This window comes from Chlamydia gallinacea 08-1274/3, assembly GCF_000471025.2.
Taxonomy (GTDB): Bacteria; Chlamydiota; Chlamydiia; order Chlamydiales; family Chlamydiaceae; genus Chlamydia; species Chlamydia gallinacea.
The window spans coordinates 366,733-383,197 of the sequence record NZ_CP015840.1 but is presented as its reverse complement, the minus strand read 5'-3'; the positions used below and the strand labels follow the sequence as shown (position 1 = coordinate 383,197).

The following is a 16,465-nucleotide window of genomic DNA, read 5'->3' as shown; positions in this document are numbered from 1 at the left end:
AGCTTTTCCCGTTTCTTAGCATGAATTCTTGGTTTCTGTCAGCAAACGATTCCCTAAAACTAAGTGAGGTGTCTTATCTTTGTAATGCTTATGTATTCTTCGCTTGTTTTGTATATTTTTAGATTTTCTGTCGGGTTATACTTAGCGTGATACATTAAAGGTAAAGAAACTGATAGTTCCTCCATCTGGGGATGGCGCTTGATTCAGTAATTCTTTGAGAGTATCTATAAAATTGTCGGAATTTATCGGAGACAAAGAATCTTTAAGCAGCTCTTCAATTGGAAGATGCAGGAGATAGTCCGCAAGTTGAGGATTGCCTGTAATGCATAAAAGAATATCTTTAGGATGTATTTTTTGTATGATTGGTGGAAAGAGCTGAAAGAATGCATTTTCTTTCTTTAGGAAAACAAGCGGAGGAGTATCCCCAACGGACATCAATTCTAAAGTACCTTCTATGGATGAATACTTTAGAAATGTTATAGAAATGCAACTTCCTTCAGTCCCTTTCTTAAAAGAAACATACGTTTCAGTACTGATCTTTTCTAGAGAAGAAAATAAGTCAGCGTAGGTTAAGAACAAACTTCTAGCAGATAATGCGTAAAGGTAGGAAGGAAGTCCGACATCTTCAGCAATTCCTAAGACTCCTAAGAGATTATCCTGTGTAGCTTTCCACCCGCAGAATTGTCCCGATACTTGTGTCCCTAAGTGATGAGATTCAAACGAGATTTGAGGGAAATCAGGAAATTTTTGGCTGAGTAATGTTTGTTGTAAAGAACCTAGAATAGTGAGTTCTTTTTGTAATTTATTGCCTGAGGCGTATTCTATTTCTGCTTTTTCTTTGGAGTTAAGCAAAAGAAGTAAAGTACAGTTAAAAATATTGCCAAGTTCATTAATTTCATATGCATAAGGACAGGACTCATAGCGGATGTTATGATTGCCTCTCCAAGCGGATTCCATACAGGTTGCTAGTTCTTGAATAGGGTGATTTAAGCGCTTATTCATTTTTGTTAATATCCAGCCCATGCAGAGGAAGGCTAAGGAATAAAAGAAAATTACATTGAGCGGGAGTTTAATCGATTTGGTAATTAAAAGTGATTCTGGAACTAGAGATAAGGAATAAATGCCTTGAATCGGTATGTGATTTAAGAAAATGCCTAAATAAGACGTGTTATTGATTTGAACCCTAATGAGGTTATTTTCTTGGAAAAATTTAGGAGCTTTTTTGATAGGTATTGCTGGTAATCTTGGTGTGATTTTGGGGAATGAGGGAACATCTAAAGAGAAAACAGAGGAAAATAGCTCGGGATTAGATGAAAAGAGAACCTCTCCGTATTTATTTAACAAACAAATATCTTCATTTTGGAGATGGAGAGACCTAAAGAGATCTTTTTGTAAAAAATGCATAGGATAAAAACTAACAAGCAGACCTGTATGTATGGAGGAGTTCCAGGTTTCGATATTTTCCGTAATGACGAGGTAGTAATCTTGCTTTTGTTGGGTTTCTGAAGGGACGGCAAGAATACAAGCTTTACCAGCATTTTTACTGAGTTTCTTTTTACTTTCTGGGTGGTGTTTTAAATAACGAATAAAAGGATCTAAAGGATTTTTTGCTTGAATATTTTCATTTGCTAGGGGAATTAGGCATAAGGAAAAATCAGAATCTGCTATGGAAAGTGCTTCATAATATGCTTGGGCAAAATCCTCTGCTGTATTTGATTTTAGAGCCAAAGTATTTGCCAATCTTTTGAGAAACATTTTGTGAATAGATAGTTTTTTCTCAAATTCGAGGTTAAAATGTGTTGCATGTGTATGTAAATTACTAATGATAGTGTTTTTAGCTGCTGAAAAAGAAAATACCGAAAGAACAATTAAGTTCAGAATTAGGGGAATCGGAATCACCAAAAAAAGAAAAAATAAAATACGTTTAGTAAAATTTTGTTTCATGAGTCCGTAATTTTAAGAATCAGTAAAGTAATGTCATCATGTTGATGGCAATTACTTACAAAGTTTTTTACTGCTAGCATTAATGTGTGCATAGCATCTTCAGCGCTTTTCCCTACTAAAGTTTTTACAGTATTTTTTAAACGTTCCTCACCGAACATCATCCCTGCTTGATTATGAGCTTCCGTAATTCCATCGGAGTAGAGAATGATAAATGCTCCTGGATCGACATGAAATGTTTTCGTCGGGACAGGAGGGATGTGAGGAAGAAATCCTAGAGCAATACCTGGGTGAGTAAGCATAGATACGTGTCCATCAGGAGATAAGAGACATGCGGGGTTATGACCACAGGAATAAAATTCTACGGTTTTAGTTGCATAATGGTAACTATACACACAGCAAGTGACAAACATCCCTGTTTCAGCTGTGGTTTCATGGAAAAGTTGCGCAGTTTTTTCAATAGCTTCTTGAATAGATGGTGTGTGAGATAGGAAAGTACGCAGCATATTTTTTAGGAATAAGGAATAACCGCAAGCATAAACTCCTTTTCCTGAGGCATCTGCAACGATAAGGAATAATTTTGCATTTTCACCTTCTCCAACAATGAATACATCAAAAAAATCTCCGCCAACAGTGATTGCTGGAATATAGGCTTTTGCTAGTTCTGTATGTGGGTAGTGAGGAAGTGTATTGGGAAGAAGGCGCTGCTGTGCTTGCTCTCCAAGATATAGAGCATTTTGCGCATTTTCTTTTATTTCGTGATTTTTTTGAGCTAAGGCTTGTTGTTGGTTAAGATTTGTTACCATAGCGTTAAAAATATGGCCTAGCCGGTTGATTTCAAATCCTAGGGTATCATCAATGTAGGGTTCAGGAGTCTGGTTTCTAGTATTAATCATCACGGTAGCGAGTTTTCGTATAGGCAGGGATAATCGCTTGGCGACAAGATAAGCTACTGTGCTTCCTAATAGTACGCAGGTAAAATAAGCAAAGTAGATAACAGCACGTTTCCAGAAACCGGATAATAAATCTGTTTTTATTCCGTAAGAAAGGAGACTGAGTTGCATTTGGGGAATATCGGCTAAGTATCCCCAGATTTCTTGTTTTTTTGCTGTAAATGAGAAAAAGTTTTTTTCGATAGGTAAGGGAGTTAAGTGAATTGGCTGTAAGGGAATTTCCTTAGGACAGGTATCTTTATTGATAAAGATATTACAGAATTGTTTTCGAGTAATTCCTGGATGTAGAGTGCGTAAATGTAATTCTGGATCTGAGGATTTTAAGATGACCCCATTTTTGGATACAATTGCTGTTTTTACAGTGAAGAGGGGTTGAGTGCTTATTAAGACATTTTTTAAAAAATCCTCTATATTATGCGTGGTATAGAGGATACCCGAAATTTCATTTGTATTTGTATCGACAATATTTGCCTGCATAACTGAGAAAACTTCATGATTTTCTGTTGACTGTTTGAATGTCGCTGAAAACATGGAGTTATCAGAAATATCCAGAATATCTTGGTAATTTTGCCCCAGGCGTTCTGGAACACTGGAGGCAACGACAATTTTCTCACCGTTTGGGAAAATTTTGATTAATGAGATTTCATTGTATGTTGCGCTAAACATTTGATGCATTTTGTTGCTAAGCTCAACATTAGGGAGAGTAGGAATCCCCTCTTTCAGGTCTAAAATCTCAGAAAATAAGGTAAGGATATCAGCATTTAAAGGTACGATTTGCTGAAGAGCATCGATTTTAAAAGCAGCATTTTCCTTAAATGCTATGGTAATTGAAGATACTGTATTACGGTATTGTTTAAGGTTAAGTAGAACAATATTAATCCCCAGAGGGAAAATAATTGCAGCTACACAGGCTAACCATAAACGGAAACCTATTGTTTTTGTAAAAGGAATCATTTACATGAACTACATGGATTGAGGATATTATTAAGCAATCTTGTCTGTCCTGTAGGCTAGTTATTTGTGTATTTACTTTTTTGATATATAAAGGATTTGGTTTAACCAAACACCTACTATTTGAATTTTGAAGAACTCCCTCAGTATATTTTCATAAGAGAGCGCAGAAAATAGATTTTCATTTTCTATATAGAAAATGAAAATCATAGGCAAAAACATTCTTATTTAGAAAATGGATTGGAATCTTCAAAGAATCCTGCATCTTGCAATTCTTCTTCTATTGCCATGAGTCTGTTGTACTTAGCAATACGTTCTGAACGCGATAAAGATCCTGTTTTAATTTGTCCTGTGTTAAATGCCACAGCAAGATCGGCAATAGTTGTATCTTCTGTTTCTCCAGATCGATGAGAAAGAATCGTTGCATATCCTTGGCTATGAGCAAGTTGTATAGCTTCAGATGTTTCTGTTAATGTGCCGATTTGATTCGGTTTGATTAACACGGCATTGGCTATGCCTTTATGAATCCCTTCGGCAATGAGTTCAGGGTTAGTCACAAAGAGATCATCTCCTACAATTTGAATGCGATTCCCTAGTGTTGAGGTAAGGAGCTCCCAACCTGTATAATCTTCTTCAGCAAGACCGTCTTCTATAGAATCAATAGGATAGTGATCACAGAGGTGGGTGAGGATCTCGACTTGTTCTTGATAGCTTTTCCCTTGATACGTATGCGTTTGTGTGTCGTAGAACGAGGACGCGGCACAATCTAATGCTAATGAAATCTCTTCACCGGGAGTAAAGCCGCTTTTTTCAATAGCTTGCATAAGAAGATCTAGGGCATCAGCATTGGTTTGTAGTTGAGGAGCAAAGCCTCCTTCATCTCCCACTCCTGTAGTAAGGTGCTTGGCATCAAGAAGCTTTTTGAGAGTATGGAAAACATCAGCACCCATGCGTACAGCTTCCGTAAACGAAGGGGCTCCCGTAGGGCGAATCATAAACTCTTGGAATTGTAGGCCATTGTTTGCATGCATGCCACCATTAATGAGATTCATCATGGGACAAGGAAGGATGCGAGAGAAACAACCTCCGATATATTGATAGAGCGGACGATTTAAAGTTGCTGCTGCTGCTTTAGCTAATGCTAGGGATACCCCTAAAATAGCATTAGCACCGATTTTTTCTTTATTTGGAGTGCCATCGGTTTCTATCATGACTGTATCTACAAGAATTTGATCAAAGATGTTTAGTCCTCGGAGGGCAGGAAGAAGAATTTCGGTAATATTTTTTTTTGCTTGTAAAACCCCTTTTCCTTGATAGCGTATGTTATGTTGATCGCGAAGTTCTAAAGCTTCTTTAATTCCAGTAGAGGCTCCTGAAGGCACACAAGCTTCTCCAAACGTCCCTAAATCTGTAATAACTTTAACATATAAAGTAGGATACCCGCGAGAATCTAAAATTTCTCGAGCTTGGATATCAGAAATAACGACTTCTAACATAAGCTTTATCTCTTTTGTCAAGGGGTTTGGATAGTATTTCCCGGCGGTACTCTGCTTCCATTTCATGATTAATCAGGGCAAGAGTATAAGGGGAATTTAATGATATGAGAATGTAAAAAGCAAGTAGATTTCTAAGAATTTTATGAAAGATAAAGAAGACGTTCTTTAACTGCTTTCATCTTATCTCGATATTTAGCTGCATCATCGAAGCGAAATTCTCTAGCAGCTTCGTGCATAAGGGTTTCATATTTCTGAATAAGTTTTTCACACTCTGGTATGGATGTGGGAACCGTGGAAATTGGCGTTTCCTTTTTCTTCCCTTGAGGGATAGGATTAGCAAAAATTCCCTTGATGATAGGCTTAGGAGTAATACCATGTGCTTTGTTGTATTCTAATTGTATATGACGACGGCGTTGTGTTTCTTTTAGTGTTTGTTCTATAGATGCTGTTTTATGATCTGCATAGAAGATGACTTTCCCTTGGACATTTCTCGCAGCTCTTCCACAAAATTGAATTAAGGATGAAGTACTACGCAAAAAACCCTCTTTATCAGCATCAAGAATAGCAACTAAAGATACTTCAGGAAGGTCTAAACCTTCACGAAGTAAGTTCACTCCTACAAGTACATCAATATTCCCTACACGTAAGTCCGTGAGAATGCGTGTGCGTTCGGCAGTTTCTATCCCTGAATGTAGGTAGGCAGCGGAAATATTTAACTCGAGTAGAAATGCTGTAATATCTTCAGCAAGTTTTTTTGTTAAAGAAATGACTAAAATTTTTTCTTGGGACTTCGATAGGCGCTGGCGAATTTCCTCTAAGAGATCATCTACTTGGCCTCTTGCTGGACGGATTTCTGGTAGGGGATCGGGAATGCCTGTAGGGCGAAGAATTTGTTCAACAACATGACCTCGGCTTTCACGTAATTCCGTTTCTCCTGGAGTTGCAGATACATAAATTACCTTACGAAAATATTTCTGTGCTTCGTTGTAAGTTAGCGGACGGTTATCATATGCTGAAGGTAATCGAAATCCATATTCTACTAAAGATTGTTTTCTGGATGCATCGCCTCGATACATAGCGCGCATCTGCGGTAGGGTTTGGTGAGATTCATCTATGATTAATAAAAAATCCTCAGGAAAATAATCTAGAAGGCAGGTAGGAGGGGCCCCAGGAGGCAGTTGGGTAAAATGTCGAGAATAATTTTCAATTCCCTTACAAAATCCTGTTTCTTTAATCATTTCAATATCATGAGTTGTCCTATGGAAAAGACGATCTTGTTCTATAGGACGGTCTTGAAAAAATACTAGGCGTTCTTCTAATTCTGCACGAATAGAGCGTATAGCTTGCTCACGAATTTCTTCAGGAGTTACGTAGTGAGATCCTGGATAGACAACTACGGAATGCACAGATTGTTTGGGAATCATTGTTAGAGGATCACTAAATTCTATTGAGGTGAGCGTATCATTGATAAACTCTAAACGAATAGCCTGATCATTATCATAAGCAGGGAAAATATCCAGAACACTACCACGTTCTCGAAACGTAGAATGTTGCCCAGTAAGAGAAGCTTGATAATGCATTTTTACTAGCTGCGTAGTTAACATAGTTCGAGGGTAGTCTTCCCCTACAGTAAGTGTTAATGTCATAGCAGCGTAATTTTCTGGAGATCCAATACCGTAGATACAGGATATGGAAGAAACGATCAATGTATCTCGACGTTCTAAAAGAGATCGTGTTGCTGATAAGCGTAACTTATCAATTTCCGCATTAATTAAAAGGCTTTTTTCTATATAGGTATTGCTTCGAGCAATATAAGCTTCTGGTTGATAGTAATCGTAATACGATATGAAGTATTCTACTGCATTTCTGGGGAAAAATTCTCGAAACTCCTGATAGAGTTGCGCTGCTAATGTTTTATTGTGCGCTAGTACTAAAGTAGGCAGGTTCACATTAGCAATTACATTAGCAATCGTGAAAGTTTTCCCTGATCCTGTAGCTCCTAAAAGGACTTGAGCAGGAACATGATCCCGTATGCCTTGAGTTAGCTTAGCAATAGCTTCTGGTTGATCACCACAGGGAGCATAAGCTGCACATAATTCAAATGTCATAGGGCATGAGTTTTGCATAGGCGAGAGCGCCACTTGTGGCTAAGACCTAGGGTATCATGAACTTCTTCCATGGTTGCTTTTGCTATACTTTGCATGGTTTCTGTTCCTTGCTGTAGGATTGTATGCAAAACTTGTGGTTTAGCTAATAATTCTGCACGTTTTTCTTTAATGGGCTGTAAAAAGAGAATAAGCTCTTCAGCAAGGCGTTCCTTGATTTCCACATCCTTTATACGTCCTTGACGATAACGAGTTTTAAATTCTTCGACTTCGTCTTTATTAGTGTTAAAAATGTCATGATAGATAAACAAGGGATTGCCTTCTACGCGGCCTGGTGTCGTAGCGTGAATGCGATTCGGATCTGTGTACATTTTACGCACTTTCTCTTTGATAATATGGTCTTCATCAGAGAGATAAATCGCATTGTTTGCGGATTTACTCATTTTCCCTAATCCATCAATTCCCACTAAAGAAGTGAGGTCTCCTTGTAAAACGGTAGGTTCGGGGAAAACCTCGCCATATAAACGATTAAAATTACGAGCAATGTCTCTTGCTAGCTCAATGTGGGCTTCATTATCTTTGCCTACAGGAACAATTTGTGCTTTCGCAAGTAGAATATCTGCACTTTGTAATACAGGGTAGCCTACGAGACCTAAGGATAACCCCCCCTCTTCTATAGAAGCGTGTTTTGCCATTTCCTTGAGACTAGGAATTCCCATGACGCGGTTAATCGAAATTAACATGGAAAACAACAAATGCAACTCATAGATCTCGGGAATAGCAGACTGCAAATAAATAGTCGACTTATTCGGATCAATTCCTACACTGAGCCAATCCACAAGAACTTCATAAATGTGATTGTCTACATTTACAATTTGTTCCTTACGTATTTTGGTTGTTAAGACATGAAGATCAGCAATGATAAAAAAACAATCATAATTTGGATTGTTTTGCAAAGCCAAACGGTTTTTTATTGATCCAACCCAATGCCCTAAATGTAACTTACCTGTAGGTCGATCACCCGTAAGCACACGTTGTTTCTTGTTCATATGGTATTTATTGTAGAAGAGATTTTTCTAATTCTTCGAAGTAGTTTTTCAAGGATACAATATCGTCTTGAATTTCCTGAAGATTTTTCTCTCCTATAGGATTTTTTTGGGCTTCTATCAAACGGGCTAATAGATGACGAATTAAATGACAGGTATTTTGTACGTCTGTCATGAGTAAGAATTCCTGCCCATCGACTCGTGCTAATCGATTTAAAAATACGCAGCGTTCTTGCTGGGTCAGCATATCAGAAGTAATGAAATTAATAAATTCTCCACGTTCATGAATGTCTTTAGCAACGCGAATGGGCATCATAAAATCAGCAATTAAACTTTGAGATGCTTGCTTTTGCTCTGCAGGTAAATCTTGGATTAATTTTCCATTAATGAGCATTTCAAAAAAGAAATTCGCCACTTCTTGTTTTCCATTAGAGCAGTTAAAGACAACGTTTTGAAATTCACGAAATGTAGTGTAACCAATGGGAGTAGCAAAGATTCTTTTTAAATTTCCTTCCAGAATGAGAAAAACATTATCTTCAAGTTCAAGAGCTTTGGATTTTGCTGCCATATATTATACCTTTGTGTTGGAAGAGAAGCTATTTTTAATTTTTTGAATTTTTTTTATCAATTTGTCCAGGTCTAAACAATCTTCGGAAGATAATTCTGGACATTTTTTTAATAATTGTACGCCTTTAGATAGTAGAGAAAAAGCTTGTTTTGCTAAGCAAGTTTGCCGGCGATCCGTAGCTACTAGGGGAAATTCTTTTCGAATGATATCTAAAAGCTCACCTTTGCTTTCCCCGCGATAATTGCGAATAATGGCTTCTTTTTTTTCTTGAGGACCTTGGCGAGCCGCTAGAGTGTATATTGCTTGCCGTGGCATTTTTTCTGCTTCGATTTTTAAAGATTCAGGAAGAGTAGTAAATAGTTCATAATACACAAGGAAATTATAAGGAGTCTGTCTGTTACCGTAAGTAAGCAATAGCCAAGAAGAAAAAGCTCCTTCACGATAATTTTTTAATAAATCACGTACTTTTTTTATACGTTCCCCATGCAAAAGGACAGCCTGATGATGGATTTGTTTAATTTGAGCAGAAATCCAGCACAGATTATGGAAATCTTCTTCAGATACCTGATTGTCACAGGTATAATTTTCTAGAAGCTGACGAAATTTTTCCTCTTCTTGTGGAGATAATTTGAGCGTAGAAAACCTACTTAAGAGGGGAGAGAGCTCGCCATCCATACGTTGACGTGTTAACGTATCCATTTTTTCTCGAGGGTTTTTCTTAAAGCGACTTTCTAATAACGTTTTTAAGTTTCCCATCGATTACATGTCCCTCAGTAAAATCAATAACTCTTTGGTAAGATTTAAGTAATCTTCAGAGGCTCTAGCTGAAGGAGCAGTAGTAAATACGGGTTTGCCATGAATAGCGGCTTCCGAAATGGTAATATCCCTACGAATTTTTGTATTTAATAGTCTGCCTGGGAAAGTTTTATGAATCAGTTCAGCAAAAGCTGCGTTATTTTTCCCCCGGTAATTCCAAAAAGATAGGGCGACACCCAGAACACTCAAAGGGTGACGGGAAGCTATACCTTGAATAAATGAGGCGAGTCTTTCCAATCCCTTAACACTATAAAACTCGGGAGTAGCACAAATTAATGCATATTGTGCTGCTATGAGTGCAGATTCTGTAAGCCAGCATAGCGAGGGAGGTGTATCGATAATGACAAAGTCATACTCATCCTCTAAAGAAGAAAGAATAGTCTTTAGTCTTTCGTGGGAATAGCGATCGGCAGCTAAATTACCAGAAACTTCAATACGTTCCAACCATGTGTCAGCAGGAATTAGATCTAATGTATTTTCAATAGGCCGAATGACCTCATGAATATTTTTTTCTCCTTGTAGCACGACAGCTAAACTATCATAACAATCAGGGTCTAGACCTAATCCTGAAGTTAGGTTTGCTTGAGCATCGAAATCAATTAGGAGCACTTTAGCATGATGATATTGAGCTAAAGCAGCTCCTAAATGTAAGGCTGTTGAAGTCTTTGCTGTGCCACCTTTAAAGCTATTGACAGCAATAGTTTTCATTAGAGATGCCCATCCTTAAAAATTAATCAGTTCCTATAGTAGAGGAGTTAAACTTAATGAATTCTTTTCATCAAGTAATGTATTTATAAATCTTTCCACTGTCATATCATTTAATACACGATTATCTCGAGTACGTACAGCTAGAGTTTTTTCCTCAACTTCTCTATCGCCTATAGTTACCATATAATTCACTTGCATATTTTGAGCGTTACGGATTTTTTTACTTACCGATTCATTAGAGTCATCCACAGTAACAACAAAACCTAACTGCTGCCAAACAGAGAAAAGCTCATGAGCACGTGGTTGATGGCGATCTGCTACAGTAATAATTCTTATATGTTCAGGACTTAACCACAGAGGGAATTTTCCTTTGAAATGCTCGATAAGAATACCTAAGAATCTTTCAATAGAGCCAAATAAGGCCCGATGTAGCATGATCGGAGTGCTTTTTTCTCCTTGAGCATTCGTATATTCTAAAGCAAAGCGTTCAGGAAGGAACATATCTAATTGAATTGTTCCACATTGCCATGTGCGCTGAATTGCATCTTTTACATGAATATCAATTTTAGGACCATAAAAAGCACCGTCTCCTGGATTAATAAAGAAGGGTGTTTTTGAATTTGTGAGGGCTCGTTGTAATGCTGAGGTCGCTAATTCCCACAGTTCATCGCTCCCAATAGTGTCTTTCTCTGGTTTTGTGGAAAGCTCGAGATGATAGTCTAAGCCGAAGGTTTTATATAGCTCGGAAACTAAATTTAAAATATTTAAAGTTTCTTCTTCTACCTGTTCAGGAGTGAGGAATACGTGAGCATCGTCTTGGTGAAAAGCACGAACACGCATTAACCCCGATAGAGCTCCTGAAATTTCATAACGATGAACATGGCCAATTTCTGCTATTCTTAATGGGAACTCTTTATAACTGTGTAAGCGGGTTTTATAGTATAGCATACACCCGGGGCAGTTCATGGGCTTAATCGCGTAATCTTCGTCATCGATTTGCAAAGTGTACATATTTTCTTTATAGTTTGTCCAATGACCGGACACTTCCCAAAGACTACGATTCATGAGTTGTGGTGTTTGGATTTCCTTGTAACCAGCGAGTTGATGCAGCCGCTTCCAATACCCGATTAAGGCATCCCAAATAATCATTCCTCGGGGATGGAAAAAGGGCATGCCTGCGGAACATTCTTGTTGTGAAAAGAGGTCGAGTTTTGCTCCTAAAACACGATGATCCCGTTTTTTAGCTTCCTCTAGTTGGTATAGGTGTTCTTTCAGTTCCTTTGCTGTAGGGAAAGCTACCCCATAAATTCGTATTAAAGAATCTCTTTGCGGGTCCCCGCGCCAATAGGCGGCAGATGTACGTAAAAGCTTAAAAGCTTTGACGGGAGCTGTAGAGGGGAGATGGGGGCCCCGACAGAGATCTATGAATTCCCCCTGGGAATAGGATGTGATTGTTTCTCCATCAGGAAGTTCTTTAATTAGCTCTACTTTAAATGGATTGTGACCAAATTTTTTTAGAGCTTCATTTTTGTCACAGAAAATTTTTCTCGCTACTGCGTGGCGTTCTTGTGCAATTTGCTCTGCCATTTTTTCAATAGCATCAAAATCGTCTTCACTAATGGATAAGTTCGCAAAATCATAGTAAAATCCTTGGTCGATTACGGGACCAATTGTTGGTAATGCATTGGGCCATAGTCGTAGAACAGCTTGAGCTAAAATATGTGCTGAGGTGTGTAGAAAGATTTCTCGGCCTTCGGGATCAGAAAATGTGACAAATCTTAAATTATCTCCTTCTTCTAGGGTTGTGGTTAGATCTTTAATTCGATCATTTATGACAACGCCAGCAAAGTAATGAGAATTTTTTAATTTGCTCGCGAAATCAGCAGCTGTAGAGCCTTGAGGAAGTTCAAAAGTTTCTTGGTTGCAAATTACGCGGATCATTTTCTCTCCAATTTATGGGATTTCTAAGTCCATTATTGTAATGTTTTTCGGGATCTAAGCAAGGGAGTTTTCTGAAAAATATACGTAGCTGTTAGAGGAAAAATATTATTTGAGTTGGAGGCAAAGCTGTCTTTTTTTACAATGGGAGGGCTTTATTGCTGAATAATACATCTTTTCATGTCCGTTTTCTTTATTTTTCTTACAGCCTTTATTTGGTCCTCATCATTTGCTTTTAGTAAATTAGCAATGGAAGCGGCTTCTCCGATGTTTGTCACAGGAAGCCGAATGTTGATAGCTGGAATCGTGTTAACAGGCATTGTTATTTGGAAGAAGGGTTCATTACGACTACCTAAAAATATGTATCTACCCGTGGGTATTGTCTCTGTAGTTGGATTTTATTTAACCAACGTGTGTGAATTTTTAGGTTTACAACACCTATCTTCTGCAAAAGCATGTTTTATTTACGGGCTTTCCCCTTTTGTGTCCGCGTTATTTTCCTATGTTCAGTTACGAGAGATTGTGACTATAAAAAAATTCTGCGGCTTAAGTCTGGGCTTGTTGGGTTATTTATTTTATTTATTTTTTGGTGGAGTAGAGACTACGTGGAGTTGGCAATTAGGATGGCCAGAAGTACTCGTCCTATTGGCGACTTGTTTGGGGTCCTTTGGCTGGACGTTATTAAGAAAAATTGAAAAATCCTCATCATTATCGGTAATGGCGATTAATGCTTATGCCATGGTAATTGCTGGCATTTTATCCTTAGGACACTCTCTGATTGTAGAAACTTGGCGACCCATGCCTGTAAGTAATTTTCAAGTTTTTATACAGGCAATATTTTGTCTCGTACTATTTTCCAACCTTATTAGTTATAATCTTTATGCCAAGTTGTTAAAAAAATATTCGTCCACCTTTCTGTCATTTTGTAACCTTGTTATGCCTCTATTTTCTGCATTTTATGGTTGGGTGCTACTAGGAGAAAATTTTTCGAGGTCTTTACCCTTTGCTGTTGCCTTTATGATTATTGGCTGCCGCATGATTTATGGAGAAGAGTTCCGCCAAGGATATATCTCTTGTGAATAGGGTAAAGCAGCTTTACATGAACTAGGCCTAAATTAACATTAGGCCTAGCAAGAAGATGGTCTAGTTGAAAATAGCTTGCGTTGTTTGTGTTTGCGAATCGGAGATATTTTGTAGTGTTTGTAACGCAGAGTTAAAGCTTTGCATTGATTGCTCTTGTAAGTTCTGAGCTTGGCCTGCATATTGAGATTGTATAGAAGCCAATTGCTTTAATTCTTCTGCACGAGCTTCTTCCATCCCCGCCGCTCTTTGTTGTACAGCTACCTCAGCTCCAATGATACCACCTGCGATACCATCAACAGCGGCTGTAAGCCCATGTACGAGCTGAGCCATTTGCATGGATGCAGAGAGAGCACGGCCAGCAAATGCGGCTGCACGGCCTCCTTGCGTTTTTACCACATTCATTCCTCGAGAAAGTTTGTCTTGCCATCCAGGAGAGTTGAGGACCTTACCAAATAATCCTCCACTTTTTGTAGCTCCTGCTGTAGCTTTTGATGTAGCTGCAGCGATATCATCCACGAGGTTGGATGCGGCTTTAGCTGCTGCACCTCCTGCGCTTCCTAAAGCTGTTGTTGTCGCTGTTGCAGTTTTAGTTGCTGCTGAAGCAACACTAGAAGCTGCTTTCGAAGCTTGGGTGGCTGCTGCTGCTCCCGCTGAAGCAGTTTCTTTCGTAAAAGCTGCAGATTTCAATCCACCTAAACTTTTAGCAGCAGAAAGAATACCTCCACCAACGGAGACAGCAAAACCAACAAGGTTCGTAATACCAGAGATTAAACTTTGTTTAGCCTGAAGTTCTGTGGCACTAGCTTGGTGTTCTGCCTGGTTGCGAATAGCCTGTCCAATCATGGGAGCCATAGCAACTTGGTTTTGAATTGCTTGGTTTTGTTGTTGGAACTGTGATGACCAGGACTTTGCGCTGGATTGTGCGAGCAAAGTCATGATTAATCCTAAAAGAGCTAAGGTTCCCATGCCTTTTTTAATAACTACACCATTGACTTCTGTGTTTTCTGGTGTAGGCAATGTAGGGAGTTCATAATTACCTTTGCTCAGAGATGATGGACCTTTTACTGCTTGGGCTGTTGCTGTGCTCGATGCGCTGGATACGGAGGAAGAAGAGGAAGAGGAGGAGGTCTTTTCAGATTTTTTCGATTTCTCGGATCTAGAGGTTTGCGCCGCTTCTTTTTTGGTTGTTCCCTGGGTTTGTGTTTCTTGGATCAAATCCTCGAAGCTACCAGCGACTTCTGTTTGCTTTGTCGCTTGATTTTTTGAATCCTTGCCTTGCAAATGAGCGCTTTGTTGAGCAAGTTGTGCTGCTAATGTAGGATCAGAACCCTGATTTCCGCTAACTCCTGATGTCATAACCAATACTCCCCCTTAAATGGTTTTTACACTGCCGATGCTAATCCGGAACTAATTGCTGAAAATGCCTTAGCAATTTGAGCACCTAATTTTGTTGCTTGCTGTTGCATTTCGCTAGCACTGTCTACTTGTTTTGAAGCAATTTTACTTGCTTGCTGCCAGAATTGAGTGAACATATTCATCATTTCTGCTTGTGCGGAGAGCTTTCCCGTAGTTCTTTGTATTTCTGCAAGTTCAGTTTGTAGTTGCGATAGTTTAATGTCTCCAATGCCCTTAACGAGTTGAGGTACAGCCACCATAGCTCCTAAGGTAATTGTAGCGACTTTACTTCCTAAGGCATTAATGACTTTGGAAAGGTTAGGATAAGCTTTTGCTAGGGCTGTTTTTCCTGTTTTGAAAATTTTCCCTATGTTTTTGGATAGTGTTTTTACAACTGTTTTGACTACTGTTTTTATAATGTTTTTTATGCTTTGTTTTATAAGAGCCTTAACAGCTTGTTGAACAGCCTGCTTTACAGCTATAATAACAGCTTGTTTGATTGCTTGCATAACTGCTTGGACAGTAACCTGAGTAGCCACGGATGTTGCTACTGAGGCTCCTGCTGTAGCACCAGCTGCGATTCCAGCAGCTGCTGCTGTAGCACCAGCTGCTGCAGTTCCTATAAGTCCTAAACCACAAGTGAATAAAGCAGCAACCACAGAAATCACGGTGATTGTTATGGAAACAGCCATCATCACTGTGTTTACAGTTTCCAGAGTTTTATTTGATCCCGCTTGCTTTTGCATTTCCTGCATTTTTTTGTACTCGGCGCGCTCAGAATCAATTTTTAATCCCTGGGACTCTAGTGCAATACGGCTCATGATTGATGCTTGTGCTTGTGTACTTTGATAGTCAGAAAGCGCGGATGCCGTAGCTTCTCCTAAGGCAGAAATTGCTTTGGCTAATGCCAAGCTAATTTCAGAAACATCTTGTCTGGGTGTTACGGAAGGCTTAGGAAGTTCAGGAGTTTCTAAAGAGGTTTTAGATAGGTTTGAGCTTCCTGAGGTTGCGGTTGAGACTAATTCTTGAATTTGCTGGGCACTAGAAGCACTTACAGAGGAAAGAGAAGAAAGAGAGGTCTCTGTTGCTTTACTGAGTTCCTCTGTTCCTTTCTTCATATTGGCTCCAGCTAAAGCACTGCTGAATCCCGCTTTACTGAGCTGAGCGGCTTCTGCAGAGGCTTCCATTTCTTTGCCAGCAGCGAGTCCTTGTTGTTCTATGCTTTGAGCTTCTCCAGCTTTTTCTTTCCCCTGAGTTCCAGCAACTGCGGAATTGCTTTCCATCTCAGTATTTTTCCCTTGGCGAGGCTGCTGAATTTGTTTGGTTTCGTTTCCAGCTATTTTATCTTGGTTTGGAACGCCTTGAGGTGAGGAGGCAATCACCTGAGATAGGATATTTTTAGTGTTAATGTTATCTGGACCTGAAGAAGAGACGGACATAGTAACATTACCCTTAATTATTTTAA

The 16,465-nt window shown here is 38.9% G+C and carries 12 protein-coding genes; 1 reads left to right on the top strand and 11 read right to left on the bottom strand.

Annotated elements, in window-relative coordinates; translation table 11 throughout:
- Window positions 1–141 precede the first annotated feature (141 nt).
- The 9 genes from M787_RS01665 to thrS form a co-directional block, all read right to left on the bottom strand.
- Window positions 142–1,944: a PP2C family serine/threonine-protein phosphatase gene (locus tag M787_RS01665; protein WP_021828730.1), complete on the bottom strand. Its 1,803-nt coding sequence runs from the start codon at window positions 1,942–1,944 to the stop codon at window positions 142–144.
- Complete coding sequence (locus M787_RS01660) at window positions 1,941–3,848, bottom strand: SpoIIE family protein phosphatase (RefSeq protein ID WP_021828729.1); 1,908 nt, start codon at window positions 3,846–3,848, stop codon at window positions 1,941–1,943. Before M787_RS01660 ends, M787_RS01665 begins: the two co-directional genes overlap by 4 nt.
- Before the next feature lie 221 nt (window positions 3,849–4,069).
- Window positions 4,070–5,341, bottom strand: a complete 1,272-nt coding sequence (gene eno, locus M787_RS01655; protein WP_021828728.1) for a phosphopyruvate hydratase — start codon at window positions 5,339–5,341, stop codon at window positions 4,070–4,072.
- A gap of 140 nt (window positions 5,342–5,481) precedes the next feature.
- Window positions 5,482–7,449, bottom strand: a complete 1,968-nt coding sequence (gene uvrB / locus M787_RS01650; RefSeq protein WP_021828727.1) for an excinuclease ABC subunit UvrB — start codon at window positions 7,447–7,449, stop codon at window positions 5,482–5,484.
- Window positions 7,446–8,495 carry a tryptophan--tRNA ligase gene (trpS, locus tag M787_RS01645; RefSeq protein ID WP_021828726.1) on the bottom strand — a complete coding sequence of 350 codons (1,050 nt, stop codon included), beginning with the start codon at window positions 8,493–8,495 and terminating at the stop codon, window positions 7,446–7,448. Before trpS ends, uvrB begins: the two co-directional genes overlap by 4 nt.
- A 7-nt stretch (window positions 8,496–8,502) precedes the next feature.
- Window positions 8,503–9,060 carry a CT584 family type III secretion system tip protein gene (locus M787_RS01640; protein WP_021828725.1) on the bottom strand — a complete coding sequence of 186 codons (558 nt, stop codon included), beginning with the start codon at window positions 9,058–9,060 and terminating at the stop codon, window positions 8,503–8,505.
- Between the two features lie 3 nt (window positions 9,061–9,063).
- The gene (locus tag M787_RS01635) at window positions 9,064–9,816 is read right to left on the bottom strand and encodes a pGP6-D family virulence protein (protein WP_021828724.1); all 753 of its coding nucleotides are present in this window, start codon (window positions 9,814–9,816) and stop codon (window positions 9,064–9,066) included.
- A 3-nt stretch (window positions 9,817–9,819) separates the two neighbouring features.
- Entirely contained in the window at window positions 9,820–10,584 is a 765-nt protein-coding gene (locus M787_RS01630) for a ParA family protein (RefSeq protein ID WP_021828723.1), read from the bottom strand.
- A gap of 33 nt (window positions 10,585–10,617) precedes the next feature.
- Window positions 10,618–12,525 (bottom strand): threonine--tRNA ligase, encoded by a 1,908-nt coding sequence (gene thrS, locus M787_RS01625; RefSeq protein ID WP_021828722.1) that lies wholly within the window; start codon window positions 12,523–12,525, stop codon window positions 10,618–10,620.
- A 177-nt stretch (window positions 12,526–12,702) separates the two neighbouring features.
- On the opposite strand from thrS, the gene M787_RS01620 reads away from it, so the two are divergent.
- Window positions 12,703–13,605 carry a DMT family transporter gene (locus tag M787_RS01620; RefSeq protein WP_021828721.1) on the top strand — a complete coding sequence of 301 codons (903 nt, stop codon included), beginning with the start codon at window positions 12,703–12,705 and terminating at the stop codon, window positions 13,603–13,605.
- Window positions 13,606–13,665: 60 nt separating this feature from the next.
- Here the strand turns inward: M787_RS01620 and sctE are convergent, their stop codons facing one another.
- Complete coding sequence (gene sctE, locus M787_RS01615) at window positions 13,666–14,961, bottom strand: type III secretion system translocon subunit SseC family protein (protein ID WP_021828720.1); 1,296 nt, start codon at window positions 14,959–14,961, stop codon at window positions 13,666–13,668.
- Window positions 14,962–14,987: 26 nt separating this feature from the next.
- Entirely contained in the window at window positions 14,988–16,439 is a 1,452-nt protein-coding gene (locus M787_RS01610; protein ID WP_021828719.1) for a secretion system effector C (SseC) like family protein, read from the bottom strand.
- Between the last annotated feature and the right edge of the window lie 26 nt (window positions 16,440–16,465).

What these genes read in the sequence shown, in the direction of transcription:
- M787_RS01620 (WP_021828721.1), top strand. Translation starts at nt 12,703, where the DNA reads ATGTCCGTTTTCTTTATTTTTCTTACAGCCTTTATTTGGTCCTCATCA.
- trpS (WP_021828726.1), bottom strand. Translation starts at nt 8,495, where the DNA reads ATGAACAAGAAACAACGTGTGCTTACGGGTGATCGACCTACAGGTAAG.
- M787_RS01635 (WP_021828724.1), bottom strand. Translation starts at nt 9,816, where the DNA reads ATGGGAAACTTAAAAACGTTATTAGAAAGTCGCTTTAAGAAAAACCCT.
- M787_RS01610 (WP_021828719.1), bottom strand. Translation starts at nt 16,439, where the DNA reads ATGTCCGTCTCTTCTTCAGGTCCAGATAACATTAACACTAAAAATATC.
- M787_RS01640 (WP_021828725.1), bottom strand. Translation starts at nt 9,060, where the DNA reads ATGGCAGCAAAATCCAAAGCTCTTGAACTTGAAGATAATGTTTTTCTC.
- eno (WP_021828728.1), bottom strand. Translation starts at nt 5,341, where the DNA reads ATGTTAGAAGTCGTTATTTCTGATATCCAAGCTCGAGAAATTTTAGAT.
- M787_RS01660 (WP_021828729.1), bottom strand. Translation starts at nt 3,848, where the DNA reads ATGATTCCTTTTACAAAAACAATAGGTTTCCGTTTATGGTTAGCCTGT.
- sctE (WP_021828720.1), bottom strand. Translation starts at nt 14,961, where the DNA reads ATGACATCAGGAGTTAGCGGAAATCAGGGTTCTGATCCTACATTAGCA.
- M787_RS01630 (WP_021828723.1), bottom strand. Translation starts at nt 10,584, where the DNA reads ATGAAAACTATTGCTGTCAATAGCTTTAAAGGTGGCACAGCAAAGACT.
- thrS (WP_021828722.1), bottom strand. Translation starts at nt 12,525, where the DNA reads ATGATCCGCGTAATTTGCAACCAAGAAACTTTTGAACTTCCTCAAGGC.
- uvrB (WP_021828727.1), bottom strand. Translation starts at nt 7,449, where the DNA reads ATGACATTTGAATTATGTGCAGCTTATGCTCCCTGTGGTGATCAACCA.
- M787_RS01665 (WP_021828730.1), bottom strand. Translation starts at nt 1,944, where the DNA reads ATGAAACAAAATTTTACTAAACGTATTTTATTTTTTCTTTTTTTGGTG.